At 59.3% G+C, this 15,876-nt stretch carries 20 protein-coding genes, 1 pseudogene and 1 riboswitch; of the genes and pseudogenes, 13 read left to right on the top strand and 8 right to left on the bottom strand.

Features of this window, described 5'->3' with window-relative positions; genetic code table 11:
• Positions 1 to 66 precede the first annotated feature (66 nt).
• From VQ830_RS14105 to VQ830_RS14095, 3 genes are all read left to right on the top strand, one after another.
• Positions 67 to 540: a hypothetical protein gene (locus VQ830_RS14105; RefSeq protein WP_337268763.1), complete on the top strand. Its 474-nt coding sequence runs from the start codon at positions 67 to 69 to the stop codon at positions 538 to 540.
• 77 nt (positions 541 to 617) lie between these two features.
• Entirely contained in the window at positions 618 to 851 is a 234-nt protein-coding gene (locus VQ830_RS14100; protein WP_337268762.1) for a hypothetical protein, read from the top strand.
• Between the two features lie 89 nt (positions 852 to 940).
• Complete coding sequence (locus VQ830_RS14095) at positions 941 to 1,243, top strand: hypothetical protein (protein ID WP_337268761.1); 303 nt, start codon at positions 941 to 943, stop codon at positions 1,241 to 1,243.
• 12 nt (positions 1,244 to 1,255) lie between these two features.
• Here the strand turns inward: VQ830_RS14095 and VQ830_RS14090 are convergent, their stop codons facing one another.
• Positions 1,256 to 2,161, bottom strand: coding sequence for an agmatinase (locus tag VQ830_RS14090; RefSeq protein ID WP_337268760.1), 906 nt, complete (start codon positions 2,159 to 2,161; stop codon positions 1,256 to 1,258).
• A 115-nt stretch (positions 2,162 to 2,276) separates the two neighbouring features.
• Between VQ830_RS14090 and VQ830_RS14085 the strand changes: the two genes are divergently transcribed.
• Positions 2,277 to 2,840: a GNAT family N-acetyltransferase gene (locus VQ830_RS14085; protein WP_337268759.1), complete on the top strand. Its 564-nt coding sequence runs from the start codon at positions 2,277 to 2,279 to the stop codon at positions 2,838 to 2,840.
• Between the two features lie 32 nt (positions 2,841 to 2,872).
• Here the strand turns inward: VQ830_RS14085 and VQ830_RS14080 are convergent, their stop codons facing one another.
• The 4 genes from VQ830_RS14080 to VQ830_RS14065 form a co-directional block, all read right to left on the bottom strand.
• A complete protein-coding gene (locus tag VQ830_RS14080; protein ID WP_337268758.1) occupies positions 2,873 to 3,274 on the bottom strand; it encodes a DUF1398 domain-containing protein in 402 nt (133 codons plus the stop codon).
• 44 nt (positions 3,275 to 3,318) lie between these two features.
• A complete protein-coding gene (locus VQ830_RS14075) occupies positions 3,319 to 3,768 on the bottom strand; it encodes a MarR family winged helix-turn-helix transcriptional regulator (protein ID WP_337268757.1) in 450 nt (149 codons plus the stop codon).
• Between the two features lie 79 nt (positions 3,769 to 3,847).
• Entirely contained in the window at positions 3,848 to 4,087 is a 240-nt protein-coding gene (locus VQ830_RS14070; RefSeq protein WP_337268756.1) for a hypothetical protein, read from the bottom strand.
• An 825-nt stretch (positions 4,088 to 4,912) separates the two neighbouring features.
• A complete protein-coding gene (locus VQ830_RS14065; RefSeq protein WP_337268755.1) occupies positions 4,913 to 5,854 on the bottom strand; it encodes a GlxA family transcriptional regulator in 942 nt (313 codons plus the stop codon).
• 121 nt (positions 5,855 to 5,975) lie between these two features.
• Between VQ830_RS14065 and VQ830_RS14060 the strand changes: the two genes are divergently transcribed.
• The 3 genes from VQ830_RS14060 (at position 5,976) to VQ830_RS14050 (ending at position 8,188) form a co-directional block, all read left to right on the top strand.
• Entirely contained in the window at positions 5,976 to 6,770 is a 795-nt protein-coding gene (locus VQ830_RS14060; protein WP_337268754.1) for an SDR family NAD(P)-dependent oxidoreductase, read from the top strand.
• A gap of 39 nt (positions 6,771 to 6,809) precedes the next feature.
• On the top strand, positions 6,810 to 7,574 hold the full coding sequence (locus tag VQ830_RS14055) for an SDR family oxidoreductase (RefSeq protein WP_337268753.1): 765 nt from the start codon (positions 6,810 to 6,812) through the stop codon (positions 7,572 to 7,574).
• An 86-nt stretch (positions 7,575 to 7,660) separates the two neighbouring features.
• A complete protein-coding gene (locus tag VQ830_RS14050; protein WP_337268752.1) occupies positions 7,661 to 8,188 on the top strand; it encodes a carboxymuconolactone decarboxylase family protein in 528 nt (175 codons plus the stop codon).
• Between the two features lie 67 nt (positions 8,189 to 8,255).
• Here VQ830_RS14050 and VQ830_RS14045 read toward each other — a convergent pair whose 3' ends face one another.
• Positions 8,256 to 8,609: a VOC family protein gene (locus VQ830_RS14045; protein WP_337268751.1), complete on the bottom strand. Its 354-nt coding sequence runs from the start codon at positions 8,607 to 8,609 to the stop codon at positions 8,256 to 8,258.
• A gap of 148 nt (positions 8,610 to 8,757) precedes the next feature.
• Positions 8,758 to 8,834: riboswitch (Fluoride riboswitch) on the top strand.
• Positions 8,835 to 8,932: 98 nt separating this feature from the next.
• On the opposite strand from VQ830_RS14045, the gene VQ830_RS14040 reads away from it, so the two are divergent.
• From VQ830_RS14040 to VQ830_RS14025, 4 genes and pseudogenes are all read left to right on the top strand, one after another.
• Positions 8,933 to 10,285, top strand: a complete 1,353-nt coding sequence (locus VQ830_RS14040; protein WP_337268750.1) for a voltage-gated chloride channel family protein — start codon at positions 8,933 to 8,935, stop codon at positions 10,283 to 10,285.
• Between the two features lie 96 nt (positions 10,286 to 10,381).
• Complete coding sequence (locus VQ830_RS14035; protein WP_337268749.1) at positions 10,382 to 10,786, top strand: carboxymuconolactone decarboxylase family protein; 405 nt, start codon at positions 10,382 to 10,384, stop codon at positions 10,784 to 10,786.
• A gap of 115 nt (positions 10,787 to 10,901) precedes the next feature.
• Positions 10,902 to 11,355, top strand: a pseudogene (locus tag VQ830_RS14030) (MerR family transcriptional regulator).
• Positions 11,267 to 11,674: a carboxymuconolactone decarboxylase family protein gene (locus VQ830_RS14025; RefSeq protein ID WP_337268748.1), complete on the top strand. Its 408-nt coding sequence runs from the start codon at positions 11,267 to 11,269 to the stop codon at positions 11,672 to 11,674. The pseudogene VQ830_RS14030 and the gene VQ830_RS14025 overlap by 89 nt, the downstream one beginning before the upstream one ends.
• Before the next feature lie 67 nt (positions 11,675 to 11,741).
• Here the strand turns inward: VQ830_RS14025 and VQ830_RS14020 are convergent, their stop codons facing one another.
• Positions 11,742 to 13,556: a methyl-accepting chemotaxis protein gene (locus VQ830_RS14020; protein WP_337268747.1), complete on the bottom strand. Its 1,815-nt coding sequence runs from the start codon at positions 13,554 to 13,556 to the stop codon at positions 11,742 to 11,744.
• Between the two features lie 152 nt (positions 13,557 to 13,708).
• On the bottom strand, positions 13,709 to 13,903 hold the full coding sequence (locus VQ830_RS14015) for a hypothetical protein (protein ID WP_337268746.1): 195 nt from the start codon (positions 13,901 to 13,903) through the stop codon (positions 13,709 to 13,711).
• A 115-nt stretch (positions 13,904 to 14,018) separates the two neighbouring features.
• Between VQ830_RS14015 and VQ830_RS14010 the strand changes: the two genes are divergently transcribed.
• Entirely contained in the window at positions 14,019 to 14,645 is a 627-nt protein-coding gene (locus tag VQ830_RS14010) for a formate/nitrite transporter family protein (RefSeq protein WP_337268745.1), read from the top strand.
• Between the two features lie 53 nt (positions 14,646 to 14,698).
• Positions 14,699 to 15,838 carry a DKNYY domain-containing protein gene (locus VQ830_RS14005; protein WP_337268744.1) on the top strand — a complete coding sequence of 380 codons (1,140 nt, stop codon included), beginning with the start codon at positions 14,699 to 14,701 and terminating at the stop codon, positions 15,836 to 15,838.
• Positions 15,839 to 15,876 lie beyond the last annotated feature (38 nt).

Genomic DNA, 15,876 nt, shown 5'->3' with positions numbered 1-15,876 from the left:
CGTCCTTCACAAGGCTGCCTTGATCGAAAGGCAGACTGTATGCGATCGATAGAAACGGAGGTATAAATGATCATTAATCTCTATCAGGGCGAGCTATTCGCTGATTACTTCCAGATCTATCTGCGCGACAGCGGCCATCCGCAATTGCCGGAGGATTATTCGGACGAGGTTCTGGCGCGGCGGCTGATGGCGGGGCCTTACAGCATTATCCTTCACACGGCCCGCAATATGAAGGTTCCGCTGCGCGTCGAGTGGCATAACCATAAGCCGGCGCTGAATTTTGCCGCCTTCCAGCATGTCGCGGAAGCGAGTTTCGCCTGCCCGAGCGGCGAACTGGTGCTGGCCGGCATGACGGATGCCGAGGAGGCGGCCCCGCATCTTGCGGTGCGGGCGGGCGGCATCGGCGTGCGCGCAAATTTCTCTGGCCTTGATACGCTGAGCGAGGATGGCCTTGAGGGCAGCGATCACTATCTTCTGCAGCTCTGGCCACAGGCGGACATGACTGAGATTGAGGTTCTCAAGGCCTATCCTTTAAGTTGAGGTTGCCGCGAGGTTGCCGACTGCTATTTTCAGGCGTTTGGCATCATGACGATGTGGAGCGCGCGGGGGACTGCGGTTTGCATGGATTCAAGTCGATAGCGATTGTTCTGCGCGGTCTTTTGAGCATCGTAGCGGGCAATCTTGCCTATGTCGTCGGCCAGATCCTCATTCTGCTGAGCGGTCTCGTGCTTTTGGCGGCGACGCAATTGCAGGCGGGCGATGTCACGCTTGCGAGCATGACGATCGTTTTTGTTTCGGTCTTGTTTCTCTTGCTCGGCTTTTATCTAATTGTGAAAGGGTCGCTCTCGTGAAGGCTGTATGGTCCGCTATTTACTGCATGAGCTTGTGCTTTGCCTCTTTTTCCTGTTTTGCACTGCCCGCCGCCGCAGCGGACAAGAGCTTGTCTTGCAAGGAGGGCGATAGCGTCATAGTCTTTCGCTTGCCGGGGCACGGCAAGGCAGAATTGATATCGGTGAGCGGTCCGATCGCCGCCGATTTTGCCGATTTCAAGGACCGCGATTGGTCGCTGCGGATCGAAAGGCCGGATGGCGTATTCTTTTTCGTGATCTCCAACAGCCGAGGCGGCCGTCTGCAAGTTCTTTTCCCACCGCCCTCAGGCGAAACCATCGGCAAGCTTTTCTTGAGCGATCCGCCGGACGGCCAGATCGATCTTCTCTGCGACGTCACAATGGCCAATCAGTAGGCTGCAGCAGCGTTACGTGTTGCGGACGATTGTGCCGATGGCATTGACCAGAATGCGCGAGGCCGTCAGCGCCGAGAGGCCGCTGAGATCGGCCGGCGGATAAAGCTCGACGAGATCGAAGCCAACGATCCCCGCCCGCTTGCCAAGCCCGGCGATCAGTTCTGTGACCTCGGTATAGGTCAACCCGCCGGGGCTGCGCGCCGCAACGCCCGGCATGATGCTGGGGTCGAGCCCATCGCAATCCAGCGTGACGAGGACATTGGCGCCCGCCGGGACGTGGCGCAATGCCTCGTTGATGCCTTTTGAATGGATTTCGCGCGCGGTGATGAAGCGGCTGCCGAAGTTTTGCGCGGCCTCGATCTCCTCGATCCTGGCGCTGCCGACGCCGCGCAAACCGACTTGCAGCATGCCGTTGACATGCGCCATCTCGCTGGCGCGGCGCATCGGGCTCGAATAGCCGAAGCGCTCGCCCGCCAGCTCATCGCGCCAGTCAATATGCGCATCGATCTGCACGATGAAGATCGGGCCGTGATCGGCAAAGCCGCTGACGAAGGGAATGACGGTGGAATCGTCCCCGCCCAGCATGATCGGCACTGCGCCTGATGCCAGCACCTCGCGCACTTTGGCCTCGATCCGTGCCCGGTTGGCTTCATTCTCATGCATCACCGTATCGACATTGCCGAGATCGACGCAGCAGACCGGCTTGCCATTGAAGAGGGGGCCGCCAAGGTCAAAATCCCAATGGTCGATCAGCCCGGCATCGTCCCGGCTGGCTGCCCTGATGGCATCGGGGGCGAGCGCATGGCCACTGCTGTCCCTGCCGGCATAGGTGGTGCCATGTCCGGCGCCAAAGATCGCCATGCGCGGCGCGTCAGAAAGGCGATCCGGCAGGCCGAGGAAATGGAGAGGTGCGGTCATGGATCCATCCTTGTAGCGTGAAACAAAGAGCGTAAGCTCACTGTTTCACGATCCCTCACGGCTTTTCAAGAAGCGATGGGGCAATGACCGCTGATGAACTGGAGGAGCAGGGAACATGGGCGCATTCGATGGCGATTTCCCCGAGCTGGTAACATCGAGGCTCGTCCTGCGCGCGCCGCGCCTCTCCGATCACGTGGCGATGCATGCCATTCTGATGCAGCCGGAGGTGACGCGCACTTCCAACCTTCCGGACCAGCCCACCAAGGCGCAGACGCAAAGGGCGGTCAAATGGATGTGCGAGGTCTTTGCCAAGCAAAAGGGATGCGCCTGGATCATCGAGGAGAGGGCGTCCGGCAGCGTCATCGGCGCCATCCGCTTCAACTGGATCGCGGTACCATCGAAAAGCGGCGAGGTCGGCTATGAACTGACGCCTTCCGCCTGGGGCAAGGGCCTGATGACGGAAGCTGCGCGCGCTGTCACGGAGTGCGGCTTTGCGCTTTTCAAGCTCAACCGCATCGAAGCCTGGACGCTGAACGGCAACACAGCCAGCGACCGCGTACTGGAAAAGACAGGCTTTCGCTACGAAGGAACGCTGCGCCAGAAAGCCTACTTCAAAAATGCCTTTCACGACCTCAGGATGTTCAGCCTGTTGGCGGCGGATGTTTTAAGCAGCCTGTGAACAGAGCAGCGGAACCTGCGCCCTTTATCTTTCTACCCCGGAAAGTGTTCGACATGGATCTCTGCGGTGCGGCCGAAGTAGACGACGCGCCAGCCCAGAAAGGAGACCATGTAGCCTGCGCAACCGGCCGCTGCGGCTTTTTCGCAGAAGGCGAAATAGCGGTAGTCGGGCGGGTTGTCCTGCGCCCAGCGAACCAGACGGCCCATTTCTGCGGCATTGAAGGTAGGAGCAATAAGATACGATAATGATGGCAGCGACAGGGTAATGCTGTCTCCATCCGGAAGATAATAGCTTTGGCTCTTTCGCCGAAAATCGACGCAGTAGCTTTCAAAGCCGGCCTCTATCAGTGTACCGACGATCTCAGGAAAACCAAGGCTTCCGTCGTGGCTGGCATTCAGGCAAAATTCGGCAATTGATCTCTTCTCCGCGTCCATAGCGGGTTCCTTTCCTCTGTTCTTCGTCTTCGGATTGGTGGGTTTTAATCCACGGGGATGGTTTTAAGGCCGCGCCGCTCGGCAAGGCGTTTTAGGATCAAGCGTAGCGTTTCATGCTCTTCCTGCGTCAATACGCCAAAGAAGGCGACATCGTTCTGATCGGCGAGGGCAGCAAGGACTGGCAGCTTGGCGCGTCCTATCGCCGTCAAAGACAGGCTATGCGCCCGCGCATCCTCCAGGTTTTTAGACTTCTGGATCAATTCCTTTGCCAGCAATCGCTCCGCCAGCTTGCTGATCGCCCCTTTCGTCATGCCCATCTTTTCCGCCAGAACCGTGGGCGCCGTGGCCTCGGCCTCGGACAGCACGCGCATGAAAGACCATTCCGCCACCGTAACGCCTTCGGCTGAGACTTTTCCGGCGAATTCATGCGAGACAGCGTTCGACACCATTCGCAGCCAAAATCCTGTATGATCGGTCAGTGCGGAGATCGCCACGCCAGATATCCTTGTTGTTGACTAGGAAACTAACATATTTTGTTTCCTAGTCAATTAATATTTGGATGCTGTCCGAGTCTCACGACTTCAAGACCACGCCGACCTTATCGAGCGTTAAGGACGGAACGAAGTTCTGGTCCTGATAGCTGGCCGCAAGGTCTGCCTCCGCAATCGCGCCGGCATCGGCGGGCAGGGAAGATGCGGCCACGGTGTAGGCTGCGTCCCAGAGCGCGGCGAGATAGCGTGCCCCGGCGCCCATCAGCTTTGCCGTTTCATCGCCGAAGGCATCCCAGAGGCCATCGACGCCAATGGCACTCAAAGCCGTGGCTTCATCGAGCGCGGCAAGCGGACCTGTATGCCGCCCTGCTTGCCCCTAAGCCCCCGAAGCCGGTTGGAAAAATGGGGGTTCGGCAGAGATCGACGTCTATTGTTGATCGCGCGTTAGTTTTACCATTTCCCATTGATGGTCGGGATAGCCAAAGTGTCGCAAACACCTTTTTGCCTGCCCGAAAATCGGCGTGCTTCGGTGGGCTTCCCTCGGCTTCATCCGGCAGTTCCAACTGCTCTGCGACGAAAATCCGCAGGTCCTGATACGCTCAGCAGCCGGTCGAATTCCTTGGTGGTATTATCAACGTATCCTGTCGATGAAGAGATATTTCCCCAATATAAGTAAGGTCTGAAATATAAAGACCGCTATGAAAAATAAGATAACTATAACGGCAATCACCATGAGATTGACTATGAGCGAAAGAGGAGTGGAGGGCTGCAGCCCGAAATATCGATCTACCGGCCCTTTGACCGCCATCACATAGATAAATCCGAACAAAAGTTAAAAAAGAATACTTCTTAGCTTTTTCACTGATTAAGGTCCTGATTAGCCATGGGTGTCTCAGATCGTCTATATCGAGCTTTTTATGTTCGCCTTCTGCTGCCATTGCCCTGAGAAGGTAATCCTCTCCTTCGTTTGAGACAGTTGCGGGAGCCTCCAGATATAAGCCTTTCGCCAATGCCTTTGTTTGCCTTCTCTCAATCTCGTTTTGGCAGATGCCTCTTTCGGGGTTGATCACACTAAAGAGGTACCAGCGAGTTCCTCAATATGACAGCGCTCATCCCGTCGCGATGGCTGGGCCTGCAAACTCCCCCCTCACGCCGCCCTTGCCAGCCGCCGCAGGGTTTGCGGGGGTTGGCCGTATTGGCGCATGAAGGCTTCGCGCATGCGGCGCAGGTCCGTAAAGCCGTTTTCGCGGGCGATCTGGTCGAGGGGGTGGCGGGTTTCTTCGATCATCAGGCGCGCGGCTTCAAGGCGGATCTGCTCTACTGCCTTGGCCGGGGTTTGGCCCGTTTCGGCGCGGAAGGCGCGGCTGAACTGGCGTGGGGAAAGCGCGGCGACGTCGGCAAGCTCTTCCACCGTCAGGGGATCGGCAAGATGCGTCTTGGCGTGGATCAGCGCTTTCTGGATGCGGTCGCTGCTGGGTGCAAGTTGAAGAAGCTCGGAATGCTGCGACTGGCCGCCGGCGCGGCGGTGGTGCATGACGAGGCGGCGGGCAATCGCGCTTGCCATGTCGCGCCCGAGGTCCTTTTCGACGAGCGCCACGGCAAGGTCGAGACCGGCAGTCAGCCCCGCGGAGGTCCAGACCGAACCTTCATTGATGAAGATGCGGTCGTCCTCGACACGCACCTTCGGAAAGGCCTCGCGCATCAGCCGCGCATAAGACCAGTGCGTGGTGGCGCGCCGCCCGTCGAGCAGGCCCATTTGTCCTAGTAGAAACGAGCCGGTGCAAAGGCCCGCAACCCGGCGCGATTGCCGCGCCATCGCGCGCAGGGTTTCCAGCGTGGCTTCGTCCTGTTGCGGAGGCGGCGTCAGGCCCGCCATCAGCAGCAACGTATCGGCCTGGCCAACCTCGGTGAGCTTGACCGTCGGCACGGTAAAGCCGCTCGACGACATGACGGGACCGCCTTCGACGGAGGCGATGGAGAGCGTGTAATAGGGCTCGCCCTTCAAGGCATTGGCCAGTTCGAAGGCGGCCTGCACGCCGAGCGCCAGGAACTGGAAACTCGGCGTCAGCACCATGGAGATATGCGGCATAAAAGCCTCCGAAAAGCGATGTCCGAAAAACGTAGTTTATACGTCATATCAGACATGAAGGCTTTGGTCCATAACGTGCTTGTCAGAGCAACAGCGCTCTCCCGAAGCAAGGACCTTACCGATGACCAATCTCGGAACTGCACTCATCACCGGCGCCTCTACCGGCATTGGCGCTATCTATGCCGACCGGCTTGCCGCACGCGGTTACGATCTCATTCTCGTTGCTCGTAACAAGGACAAGCTGCAGCAACTCGCCTCTGCCATTTCGGACAAGACGGGCCGCGCTGTCGAAGTGCTGGCGGCCGACCTTGGCAATGCCGCCGATCTTTTGTCCGTTGAAAAGGTGCTGCGCGAGGATGCCAGCATCACGGCACTCGTCAACAATGCCGGCATCGGCACCCACACCAAGCTGTTGGACAGCGATGTGGACCGCATGGAGGTGATGGTGCGCCTTAACGTGACGGCCTTGATGCGCCTCACCTATGCAGCCGTGCCGGGCTTTGTGGCGCGCGGCGGCGGCCTTGTCATCAACATCGCCTCGATCGTTGCCATCGCGCCGGAACAGCTGAACGGCGTTTATGGGGGCACCAAGGCTTTCGTGCAGGCTTTCACCACCTCGCTCAACCGTGAGCTTGCCGGCCAGGGCATCCGCGCCCAGTCCGTTCTGCCGGGCGCAACGCGCACCGATTTCTGGGCGCTGGGCGGCCTGCCGATCGAGCATCTGCCGTCGGAGATCGTCATGCAGGCCGAAGATATGGTCGATGCGGCGCTCGCCGGGCTCGACCAGGGCGAAACCAGCACGATCCCGGCACTGAAGGATGTGGCGCTGTGGAACGACTACGAGGCAGCGCGCCGTGCGCTCGGCCCGCATCTTTCGGCCACCCATCCGGCGCCGCGCTTCGGGCTCAAGGCCTGAGCTTTTCCGCAATTTTTTCTCAAACAAAGGATTACGTCCATGAAACTCACCGGCAACACCATCTTCATCACCGGCGGCACCAGCGGCATTGGCCGCGGCCTTGCCGAAGCCCTGCACAGGCTGGGCAACAAGGTCATCATTTCCGGGCGGCGCACGGCGCTTTTGGAAGCGGTGACGGCGGCCAATCCCGGCATGGCGTCCATTGCGCTTGATATTTCCAGCCTCGAGAGCATCGAGCGGGCCGCAAAGGAACTGGTGGCCAATCACCCCGATCTCAACGTCGTGTTCAACAATGCCGGCTTCATGCCCTTCGACGATGTCTCCGGCCCTGTTGACGATGCGGTGGCAAGATCGCTGATCGACACCAACCTGCTTGGACCGATCCGCATGACCGCGGCGCTGATCGAGCATCTGAAGACGAAGCCGGAAGCGACCGTGCTTTATACGACCAGCGTTCTCGCTTTCGTGCCTTCGGCCGGCAATGCCATCTATTCGGCCACCAAGGCGGCGCTGCATTCCTTCGCGCTGTCCCAGCGCTTCCAGCTGCGCAACACAAATGTGCAGGTGCAGGAAATCGCCCCACCCTGGGTGGATACGGACCTGATCTACAAAAGCGGCGATCCGCGCGCCATGTCGCTGCCCGCTTTCATCGAGCAGACGATTGCCAAGCTTGCCGGCGACGATCCGGAGATCATCGTCGATGCCATCAAGCCGATCCGTGACAATCCCGGCGCAAACGAGCATGCCCTTGTCCACGCATTCAACCAGAGTATCGTCGAGAACCCGATCCCTGTCGCAGCCTGAGAGGGCGCTTAAGCCCATGCCTTGTCTGGCACGCATCGACTGAAAACCGTCGACCTACAATCTTCATTTCACGAAAGGAAAGATCCATGTCCCGCATTCAAGTTCCCGCTATCGAGTCAGCCCCCGAAGGTTCGCAGGCTGTTCTTTCGGCCATCAAAGCCAAGCTCGGCAGCGTTCCCAACTTCTTCCGTCTGCTGTCCAACAGCCCCGCCGTGATCGCGGCCCATGCGGCCCTCAATCAGAACCTCGGCAAGGCACTCGACGTGAAGACCCGGGAGCGGATCGCCCTTGCGGTGGCTGCCGTCAATGGCTGTGAATATTGCAATGCCGCTCACAGCTTCACCGGCTTTACCTTCAACAAGCTGAGCCATGAGGAGATCGGAAAGGCAAGGGAAGGCACTTCGGAAGAGCCGAAGGCTGCCGCCGCGCTCGCCTTTGCCCGCCGGGTTGCCGAACAGCGCGGCAAGGTTTCCGATGCCGATCTCGATGCCGTTCGCGCGGCCGGCTTTACCGACGCCCAGATCGTCGAGATCGTTGCCGTCGTGGCCGAGAACTTCTTCACCAACCTGATGAACAATGTTGCCCGCACCGACGTCGATTTTCCGGCCATCTGACGGGTAAACGGAAGGGATTGACGATCATCGATGCGCGCCGCCTGGCTGATGTCGGGCGGCGCGCAGTCTATTTCATGTGCTGCAGCACATTGACCAAGGTTCCGGCCGGGTCCTTCACAAAGAAGCGGCGAACGCCCCAGGGTTCATCCGCCATCTCGTAAGCGATGCCATGACCAGCCTCTTTTGCCCGGCGATAAACTTCCTTGACATTGTCCACTTCGATCGAAAGCGCCGGTACCGGCGTGCCCGACCCGCCCTCGCTGGCAATGCTGATCTGCGTCAGTGCGCTTTTGCCGGAGGAGAGCGTGGCAATCCAGCCATGGTCCATGACGACCTCAAGATCGAAGAGATCAGCATAGAACGCCCTGAGATGATCTAGCTCCGGCGCGGCGAGGTTGGGCACGATGCGCAAGACAGTCATGGATTTGTCTTTCTTTTCCCGCTCTCGCTTTGTTGCCTAAGCGGACCTCTGTTCGTGGATTGGCGAAGGGCGCAGTTTACCGAATATCTCGCTTTCGGTCGAATGGCTTGCCACGATCTTGACAGGTCTGCCGGCCATCTCCTATGCATCTGACAACGGTAATGGATTCTGCCGGGCATCAAGCCGAACCGCTTCCTCGATGAAGCTGATGACTCCTACTCACCGCAGGTCAAGCGAAGGAGTAGAGCCGTGCCTGGAATTCAGCCAAGATCCCGATTTTCGCTAGATGCAGCATGTTTGCCTTTTTGCGGAGGTGTCGGCGCATGAGCCCCTTTGCGATCTCAAACCCGCGCCTCCAGCCGCTGCGCAACCTCGTCAAATGGATCGCCGCCGTTGTGCCGATGGCCGTTGTGGTCGGATCGCTCGTGGCGCTGTTTCTATGGAGCCTCGACCGCGCGACGGAGCTGCGGTTTGCCTATCCCTGGCTGATCTTCTGCATGCCCGTTGCAGGCTTTGCCATGGTCTGGGCCTATGGCATGTATGGCAAGTCGGTCGAGGCGGGCAATAACCTCATCGTCGACCAGATCCATCAGCCGGGCGGCGGCGTGCCCTTGCGCATGGCTCCGTTCATCCTCGTCACCACGGTGCTGACGCACCTTGTTGGTGGCTCGGCGGGGCGCGAGGGAACGGCGGTGCAGCTCGGCGGAAGTCTCGCCAGCGCCTTCGGCAAGCTCTTCCGGCTGACGCCTGCCGAAACACGCATACTCCTCATGGCAGGTATTGCAGCGGGTTTCGGCGCTGTCTTCGGCACGCCGATTGCCGGGGCGGTCTTTGCCCTGGAAGTTTTGACCATCGGGCGCATGCAATATGAAGCGTTGCTGCCGGCCCTTCTCGCCGCCATCGTGGCGGACTGGACCTGTCATCTATGGGGCATCGGTCACGTGCGCTATGCGATCGCCTATCTTGGCGGCGTCGGCGAGCCGGCGGGCGTTCACATCGATGCGCTTTTGATGGCGAAGGTGGTGATCGCAGGCGTTGCCTTCGGCCTTGCCGCCCGCGCCTTTGCCGAGCTGTCGCACAAGGCCTCGGCCGCCTATAAGGCGCTCCTGCCTTATGCGCCGCTGCGCCCGGTTCTGGCGAGCGCCATCCTCATCGGCCTTTGCTATCTCATTGGCACGCGCGAATATCTTGGCCTCGGCGTCTGGTCTCCCAACCCTCAGGATGCAACTATCCTCGGCTTCTTCCAGCCTGGGCATATCGATTACTGGAGCTGGGCCTGGAAGGGGCTTTTTACCATCGTCACCTTGAGCGCCGGCTTCAAGGGCGGGGAGGTGACGCCGCTCTTTTTTATCGGGGCCGGCCTTGGCAGCGCGCTTGCCGGGCTTTTCGGCGCGCCGCCGGATCTTTTTGCCGGGCTCGGCTTCGTTGCCGTCTTTGCCGGGGCGACCAATACGCCGCTGGCTTGCATGATCATGGGCATCGAGCTGTTTGGGGCAACCCATTCGGTCTATCTCGCCGTCGCCTGCTTCGTCGCCTATCTGTGCAGCGGCCATTCAAGCATCTATTTGTCGCAGCGTCTGGGCGTGCCGAAGGTCTCCGGTGTGAACCTGCCTGCCGATACGCCCATTCGCAACCTTCGTGAACTTAGCCTGCGGGCGAAGACCCGCTCCGAATAGGCCTTGTCATATCGCCGTCACTTTAACGGCTAACCTTGGCGTGTATGCCTCTGATAGGGCGGAACACATGCCGATGCGGCGGAAAGATGATGGCAAATGGCACATGAAGATGACGAGGGCGAAAAGAGCCGGTTCGAGCGGGGTCGGGAAATCCTCTCCGAGATCCATGGCGAGCTTGGAAACAACATTCTTTCCTCGCTCAGTGATGTCGCGCCCGACTTCGCGCGGCATATTTTTGAATTTCCCTACGCTGATATTTATAGCCGGCCCGGTCTCGACCGTCGGGCGCGCGCCATGGTGACGATCGCGGCGCTGGCTGCGATGGGCAATGCCGCCCCGCAACTCAAGGTCCATATCGAAGCAAGCCTCAATGTCGGCGTGACGCGCGAAGAAATTATTGAGATCATGATGCAGACGGCCGTCTATGCCGGCTTCCCGGCTGCGATGAACGGTATTTTCATCGCCAAGGAAGTGTTCGCGCGGCGCGATGCGGCCGCCTGATTGCCGCTCAAGCCTCTTCTTTCCGGCTGATATGATAGAGAGCGATTTTTCGCTGTTGACTTAGAGCGCGCTCTAACCCCTAGCCTTGGAAGCGTCGTAACGAAAAGGCAGTGGAATGAAGATCGGAGAACTGGCGAAACGTTCGGGATTGTCAGCCTATACGATCCGCTATTACGAGCGGATCGGGCTCATCCCTTATGCTGACAGGTGCCGATCCGGCCACCGTGATTATGACGCATCCATCCTCGTCTGGATCCAGTTTCTGGATCGCCTGAAGACAACCGGCATGCCGATCCGCGACATGTTGCATTACGCGGCTTTGCGCGAGCGTGGGCCGGCGACCGAAGCCGAACGCCAAGCGCTTTTGGAACGGCACCGCGCGAAAGTGCGGGCCCATGTGGATGATCTCATCGCCTGCCTTGATGTCCTCGAACACCAAGATCGCCGGTTATGCCGGCCAACAACAGAGGATGACAGACCATGACGCCATCGACATCGAACCCAGAAGAAAGCCGGCTCGAACGCGGCAGGAAAGCGCTGGCCGCGATCGACGGTCAGGCCGGCGATAAGGTCGTCGCTGCGCTGGCCGATATAGCCCCGGATTTTGCGCGTTACATTCTCGAATTTCCGTTTGGGGATATCTATAGCCGTCCCGGCCTTGATCTGCGCGCGCGTGAAATCGCGACCATTGCTGCACTGACGGCCATGGGCAACGCGACACCGCAGTTGAAAGTCCATATCGAGGCGGGCTTGAATGTCGGCATCACGCGGGACGAGATCATCGAAACCATGATGCAGATGGCTGTTTATGCCGGATTTCCTGCCGCGCTGAACGCACTTTTTGCCGCCAAGGATGTGTTTGCAGACCTTGATAGCGCGACTGGCTGAACACCCTGCTCGGGTGAGGTCAAAGGCGGCAAGGCGCGTCCGCGGGGAACGCGCCTTGCTGCGGATCTTAAGCTGCGCGACGATGGCCGCCATGCTGCGTCTGCTGGCCTGTGCGGAAGGTCGACAGGAGTTCGAAGAGACGCTGGCTTTCTTGGGCGAGCGTCGCGCCAGCCGCATTCATTTCTTCCACCATGGCCGCATTTTGCTGGGTTGCCTGGTCCATGTGGTTTACGGCGGTGTTGACTTCCGAAAGACCGGAGGCCTGTTCGGCGGCTGCCTGGGCGATGGCCGACATATGCTCGTTGATCTCTTCGACGAGCGCGGCGATCGAGCCAAGGCCTTCGCCCGTGTCGTTGACGAGCTTGACGCCTTCGCTGACGGCAACTTCCGAATTGTTGATCAGCGTCTTGATTTCCTTGGCGGCATTGGCCGAACGCTGGGCGAGCTCACGCACTTCCTGAGCCACGACCGCAAAGCCCTTGCCGGCTTCTCCGGCGCGCGCGGCTTCGACGCCGGCATTCAGCGCCAGAAGATTGGTCTGGAAGGCGATCTCGTCGATCACGCTGATGATCTGGCTGATCTGCGTCGAGGCCTGTTCGATCTTGCCCATGGCCGCGACTGCGTTGGACACGACCGCGCCCGAGGTTTTCGCATGGGCGCGGGCATCGGTCACAAGGTTGCGGGCAAGGCCGCTCCGGTTCGAGGTGTCTTTTACGTTCTGCGTGATTTCTGCAAGCGCGGCCGCCGTCTCTTCCAGCGATGCAGCCTGCTGCTCGGTCCGCTTCGACAGATTGTCGGATGCCTGCGAGATCTCGCCGCTGCCCGTCGTCACGCCTCTGCCGACATCGCCGACAGCAAGCAGCGCATTTCGCAGATTGACGACCGACGTATTGAAGTTTTCACGCAGCGGTTCGAATTGCGGCGACAATTCCTGGCCGATTTCGCAATCGAGGTCGCAAGCGGCAAGGCGGCTCAGCGCTGTGGCGAAGGCCTGGGTAGCATTCGAGACGCGCTGTTCGGCATCTTCTTCCGCCTGGCGCTGCATGGCAGCACGCTCCTGCTCATGGCGTACGCGGCTTTCCTCCGCCTCAACTTCCATGTCGCGCTTGGAAAGAGCGGAAAGACGCATGACTTCGATGGCGCCGGCCATCTCGCCGATTTCGTCGGCGCGGCCAGTATCGGGAACATGCTGGTCGATCTGACCATCGGCGATTGTCAGCATCACGCTCTTCATGCGCTTGATGGGAGCCGTAACGCCGCGATTGATCCAAAGCGCCAGGCCAACCATGATCACGAGCGCCACGACGACGAGACCGCCGGCAATGATGTTCGAAGTTTGATAGGCATCGGCGGCAGCAAGGCCCGAAGCGTCGGCACCGGCAGTGTTGAGCTTGATGAGTTCGCCCAGAGCCACGAAACAATCGACCAGCGGCTGACGCGCCGGGGCGATCAGTGAAACGGCAAGATCACGGTTGCCGGCATTGGCAGCCTCGATGATCTTGTTGCGATAGGTCAGATAGGTCTGCCACTTCTGCTCGAAGTCCGACCAGAGCTGACGCTCCTTATCGTTTAAAAGCGTCCCGCGCATGTCTGCATAGGACTTGGGGATGGAGGCGTCCATTTCGACGAACTCGTCGTCCAAGCCCTTGATTTCGGCGGGATCGACAGCAATCGCCTTGCGGATCGTCGTGGTGTGGTAGCGCAGCAATGTAAACTGGATGGCGTCCAGTTTTTCCGTTCGAGGCAGCCAGACTTCGCGCGTGCTGGAGGCGGCTTCGTACACCGAGCCCATCTGTCTGAAGTTGAAGATGCCCATCGCGAAAACTATCGCGATGCCCGCTGCCGCCATGATCAGCAAACGTGTGGATATTCTTATTTTCACGATAACCATCCGATGAAGTAATGAGAAAGAACTAATTCAAAAAGATGCGCTCGATGGATTAAGATATCGATAAATGAGTACATCCCGATAAGCATGATCTGAGAAATCCGGCGCATTGATCTTGGCCCCAAAGACCGGCCTACTTTCAATCTTCATGAAACAAAGCATGCCCCAAGTCTGTTTCTGTCGCTCAGGCCGATGGCGGCCGCAGGTAAGGGTGGAACAGCGCTATGGCGGACGAGAATACGGCTGAGGCCGAACACGAGCGTCAGCCTTCCCGCAATATTTCCGACGATGACAAACGCGCCGTGAGCGAAAACGGCGGCCGCTCGGCGAAAGTCGTGCATGAAGTGGTTCGCCTGCAGGGCGACGAGGAGCTGGGCCGTCCCCTCCGTTCGCTGTTATTTTCCGGCTTTGCAGCCGGCCTTGCCATTTCGGCGTCTGGCGCAGGCCTCGCTTTACATGCGCCTGCCGGATGCGCCCTGGCGCGAGCTGCTGGTCTCCTTCGGCTACACGATCGGGTTCGTGATCGTCATCCTTGGCAAGCTGCAGCTCTTCACGGAGACCACGGTCACCGCCGTGCTGCCGTTCGCCACGCATCCGACCGCCCGCAATCTCGGTCGGCTCCTGCGGCTTTGGGCGGCGGTCTTTACGGCCAATATGGTCGGGACCTTCCTGGTGGCGGCGCTGATGGCGCATCAAATTATTATCGGGCCGGAACAGCTCGACGCGGCGCTGGCAGTATCCCGGCCGATCCTGACGCATGATTTTCTTACCACTCTTCTTCTTGCAACACCGGCCGGTTTTCTCATTGCCTCCATCGCCTGGATCTTGCCTAATGCACGCGGCAGTGAATTCTGGGTGATCCTGCTCATCACGTTCGTGATTGCCATGGGCCGCTTCAGCCATGTCGTCGCCGGTTCGGCGGAGGCCTGGTTGCTTGCCTTTTCGGGCGAGACAAGTTTCCTGCATGCGGCCGGCGATTTCATCCTGCCGGCGCTGGTCGGCAATGTCATCGGCGGCACAGGCCTCTTTGCCGTTGTCGCCCACGGCCAGGTTCGCGATGAGATCAAACCTGTCGACCGCTGAGCATAAGCGCCTCAGGCTTGACCAAAGACGTTTCTGCCTAAAATGAAATGGTCATGAGCGAGCGGACCGAATATCAGCTGGGCGATCGATCGATCCCGATCATTCCTTATGACCTCTTCGAGGCAGCCAATCTTTTTCTGGCGACCGGGCGCCGTCAGGAGGAGGTCCTGCCGCTTATCGAGCTTGCGCCTTCTGAATGGGAAGCGCTGCGCAAAGCCTATCAATGGCTACCGACAAGCCTCGATGTCTACAGGCAAGGCTATTTCGGCGATCTGGACGACGCAAGCCTTGCTCGCCTGCTGATGCCTCCGCGCTGGTTCTTGAAGGAAGATGTTGAGCCGAACTTACGGTCCGTGACTTGGCATATCAGAAAAGCCGTACGTCAGAACCCGCATATCGGGGTCTTTGCGGAGAGGGGGTGGCCCTGCACCCTGATTGGCATCGATGCGGAAGCGAGCCTTTGTGCCTATACGCATGATGGCGTAACCGTCTATTTTAACGGCCGTGCGCTTACCGATCAAAAGGGCCAGGTTATCCCGGCCGATGCGCCATCGTTTCAGCTGATCGGCGGGCGCTGGATGCGGGACCGTAATCATATTTACGGGCAGGGACGGCAAGGCAGCCGCAACACCGCCTACTGGTATATCGTCGAGGGAGCAGACCGCGAAACATTCGAAGCGCTGAATCTGCGATACGCCCGCGACAGGAACTGCGCCTATTATATCACTCGCAAGACGGTCCGTACCAAGAGCCCGGCCGACTTTCGCATCGTCCCGGACATACGACTGAACCACCGGGATCTTACTTGCGATTTTCTGAGCGAGGAGAGCGTCATCGCGCGCGATCGGGACGCCGTCTATTTCTATGGCGCACGGCTGAAGGGCGCGAACCCTGACGGCTTTCGCAATCTTGGCAATGGCTATGCGAAAAACCGCGAACACGTCTGGTATCTAGACGAAAAGATACTGATCGATGGGGCCGAGGTTGCAACCTTTACCGTGCCCGGACCCGGCGAACCACATGTCATACATCCCCGTCGCAGCGGCCACCCCGCAACCGACCGATTAAGGCCTTACCTCTCCGGCATTCCTCTTGATCCCGAATCCGTTTTCGATGACTGGCGGGCCTATTTCGAGGCAAAGCCGGACCTCACGGACTGGTGGTGGCATCGGCTGGCGGCCAATACGAAGTGAGGCATCTCTTTCGCACCCTCTGGGGAAGGGGATCGATC

This window comes from Oryzifoliimicrobium ureilyticum (assembly GCF_037199735.1).
Classification (GTDB): domain Bacteria; phylum Pseudomonadota; class Alphaproteobacteria; order Rhizobiales; family Rhizobiaceae; genus Rhizobium; species Rhizobium ureilyticus.
This window is presented reverse-complemented; position numbering and strand designations above follow the sequence as displayed.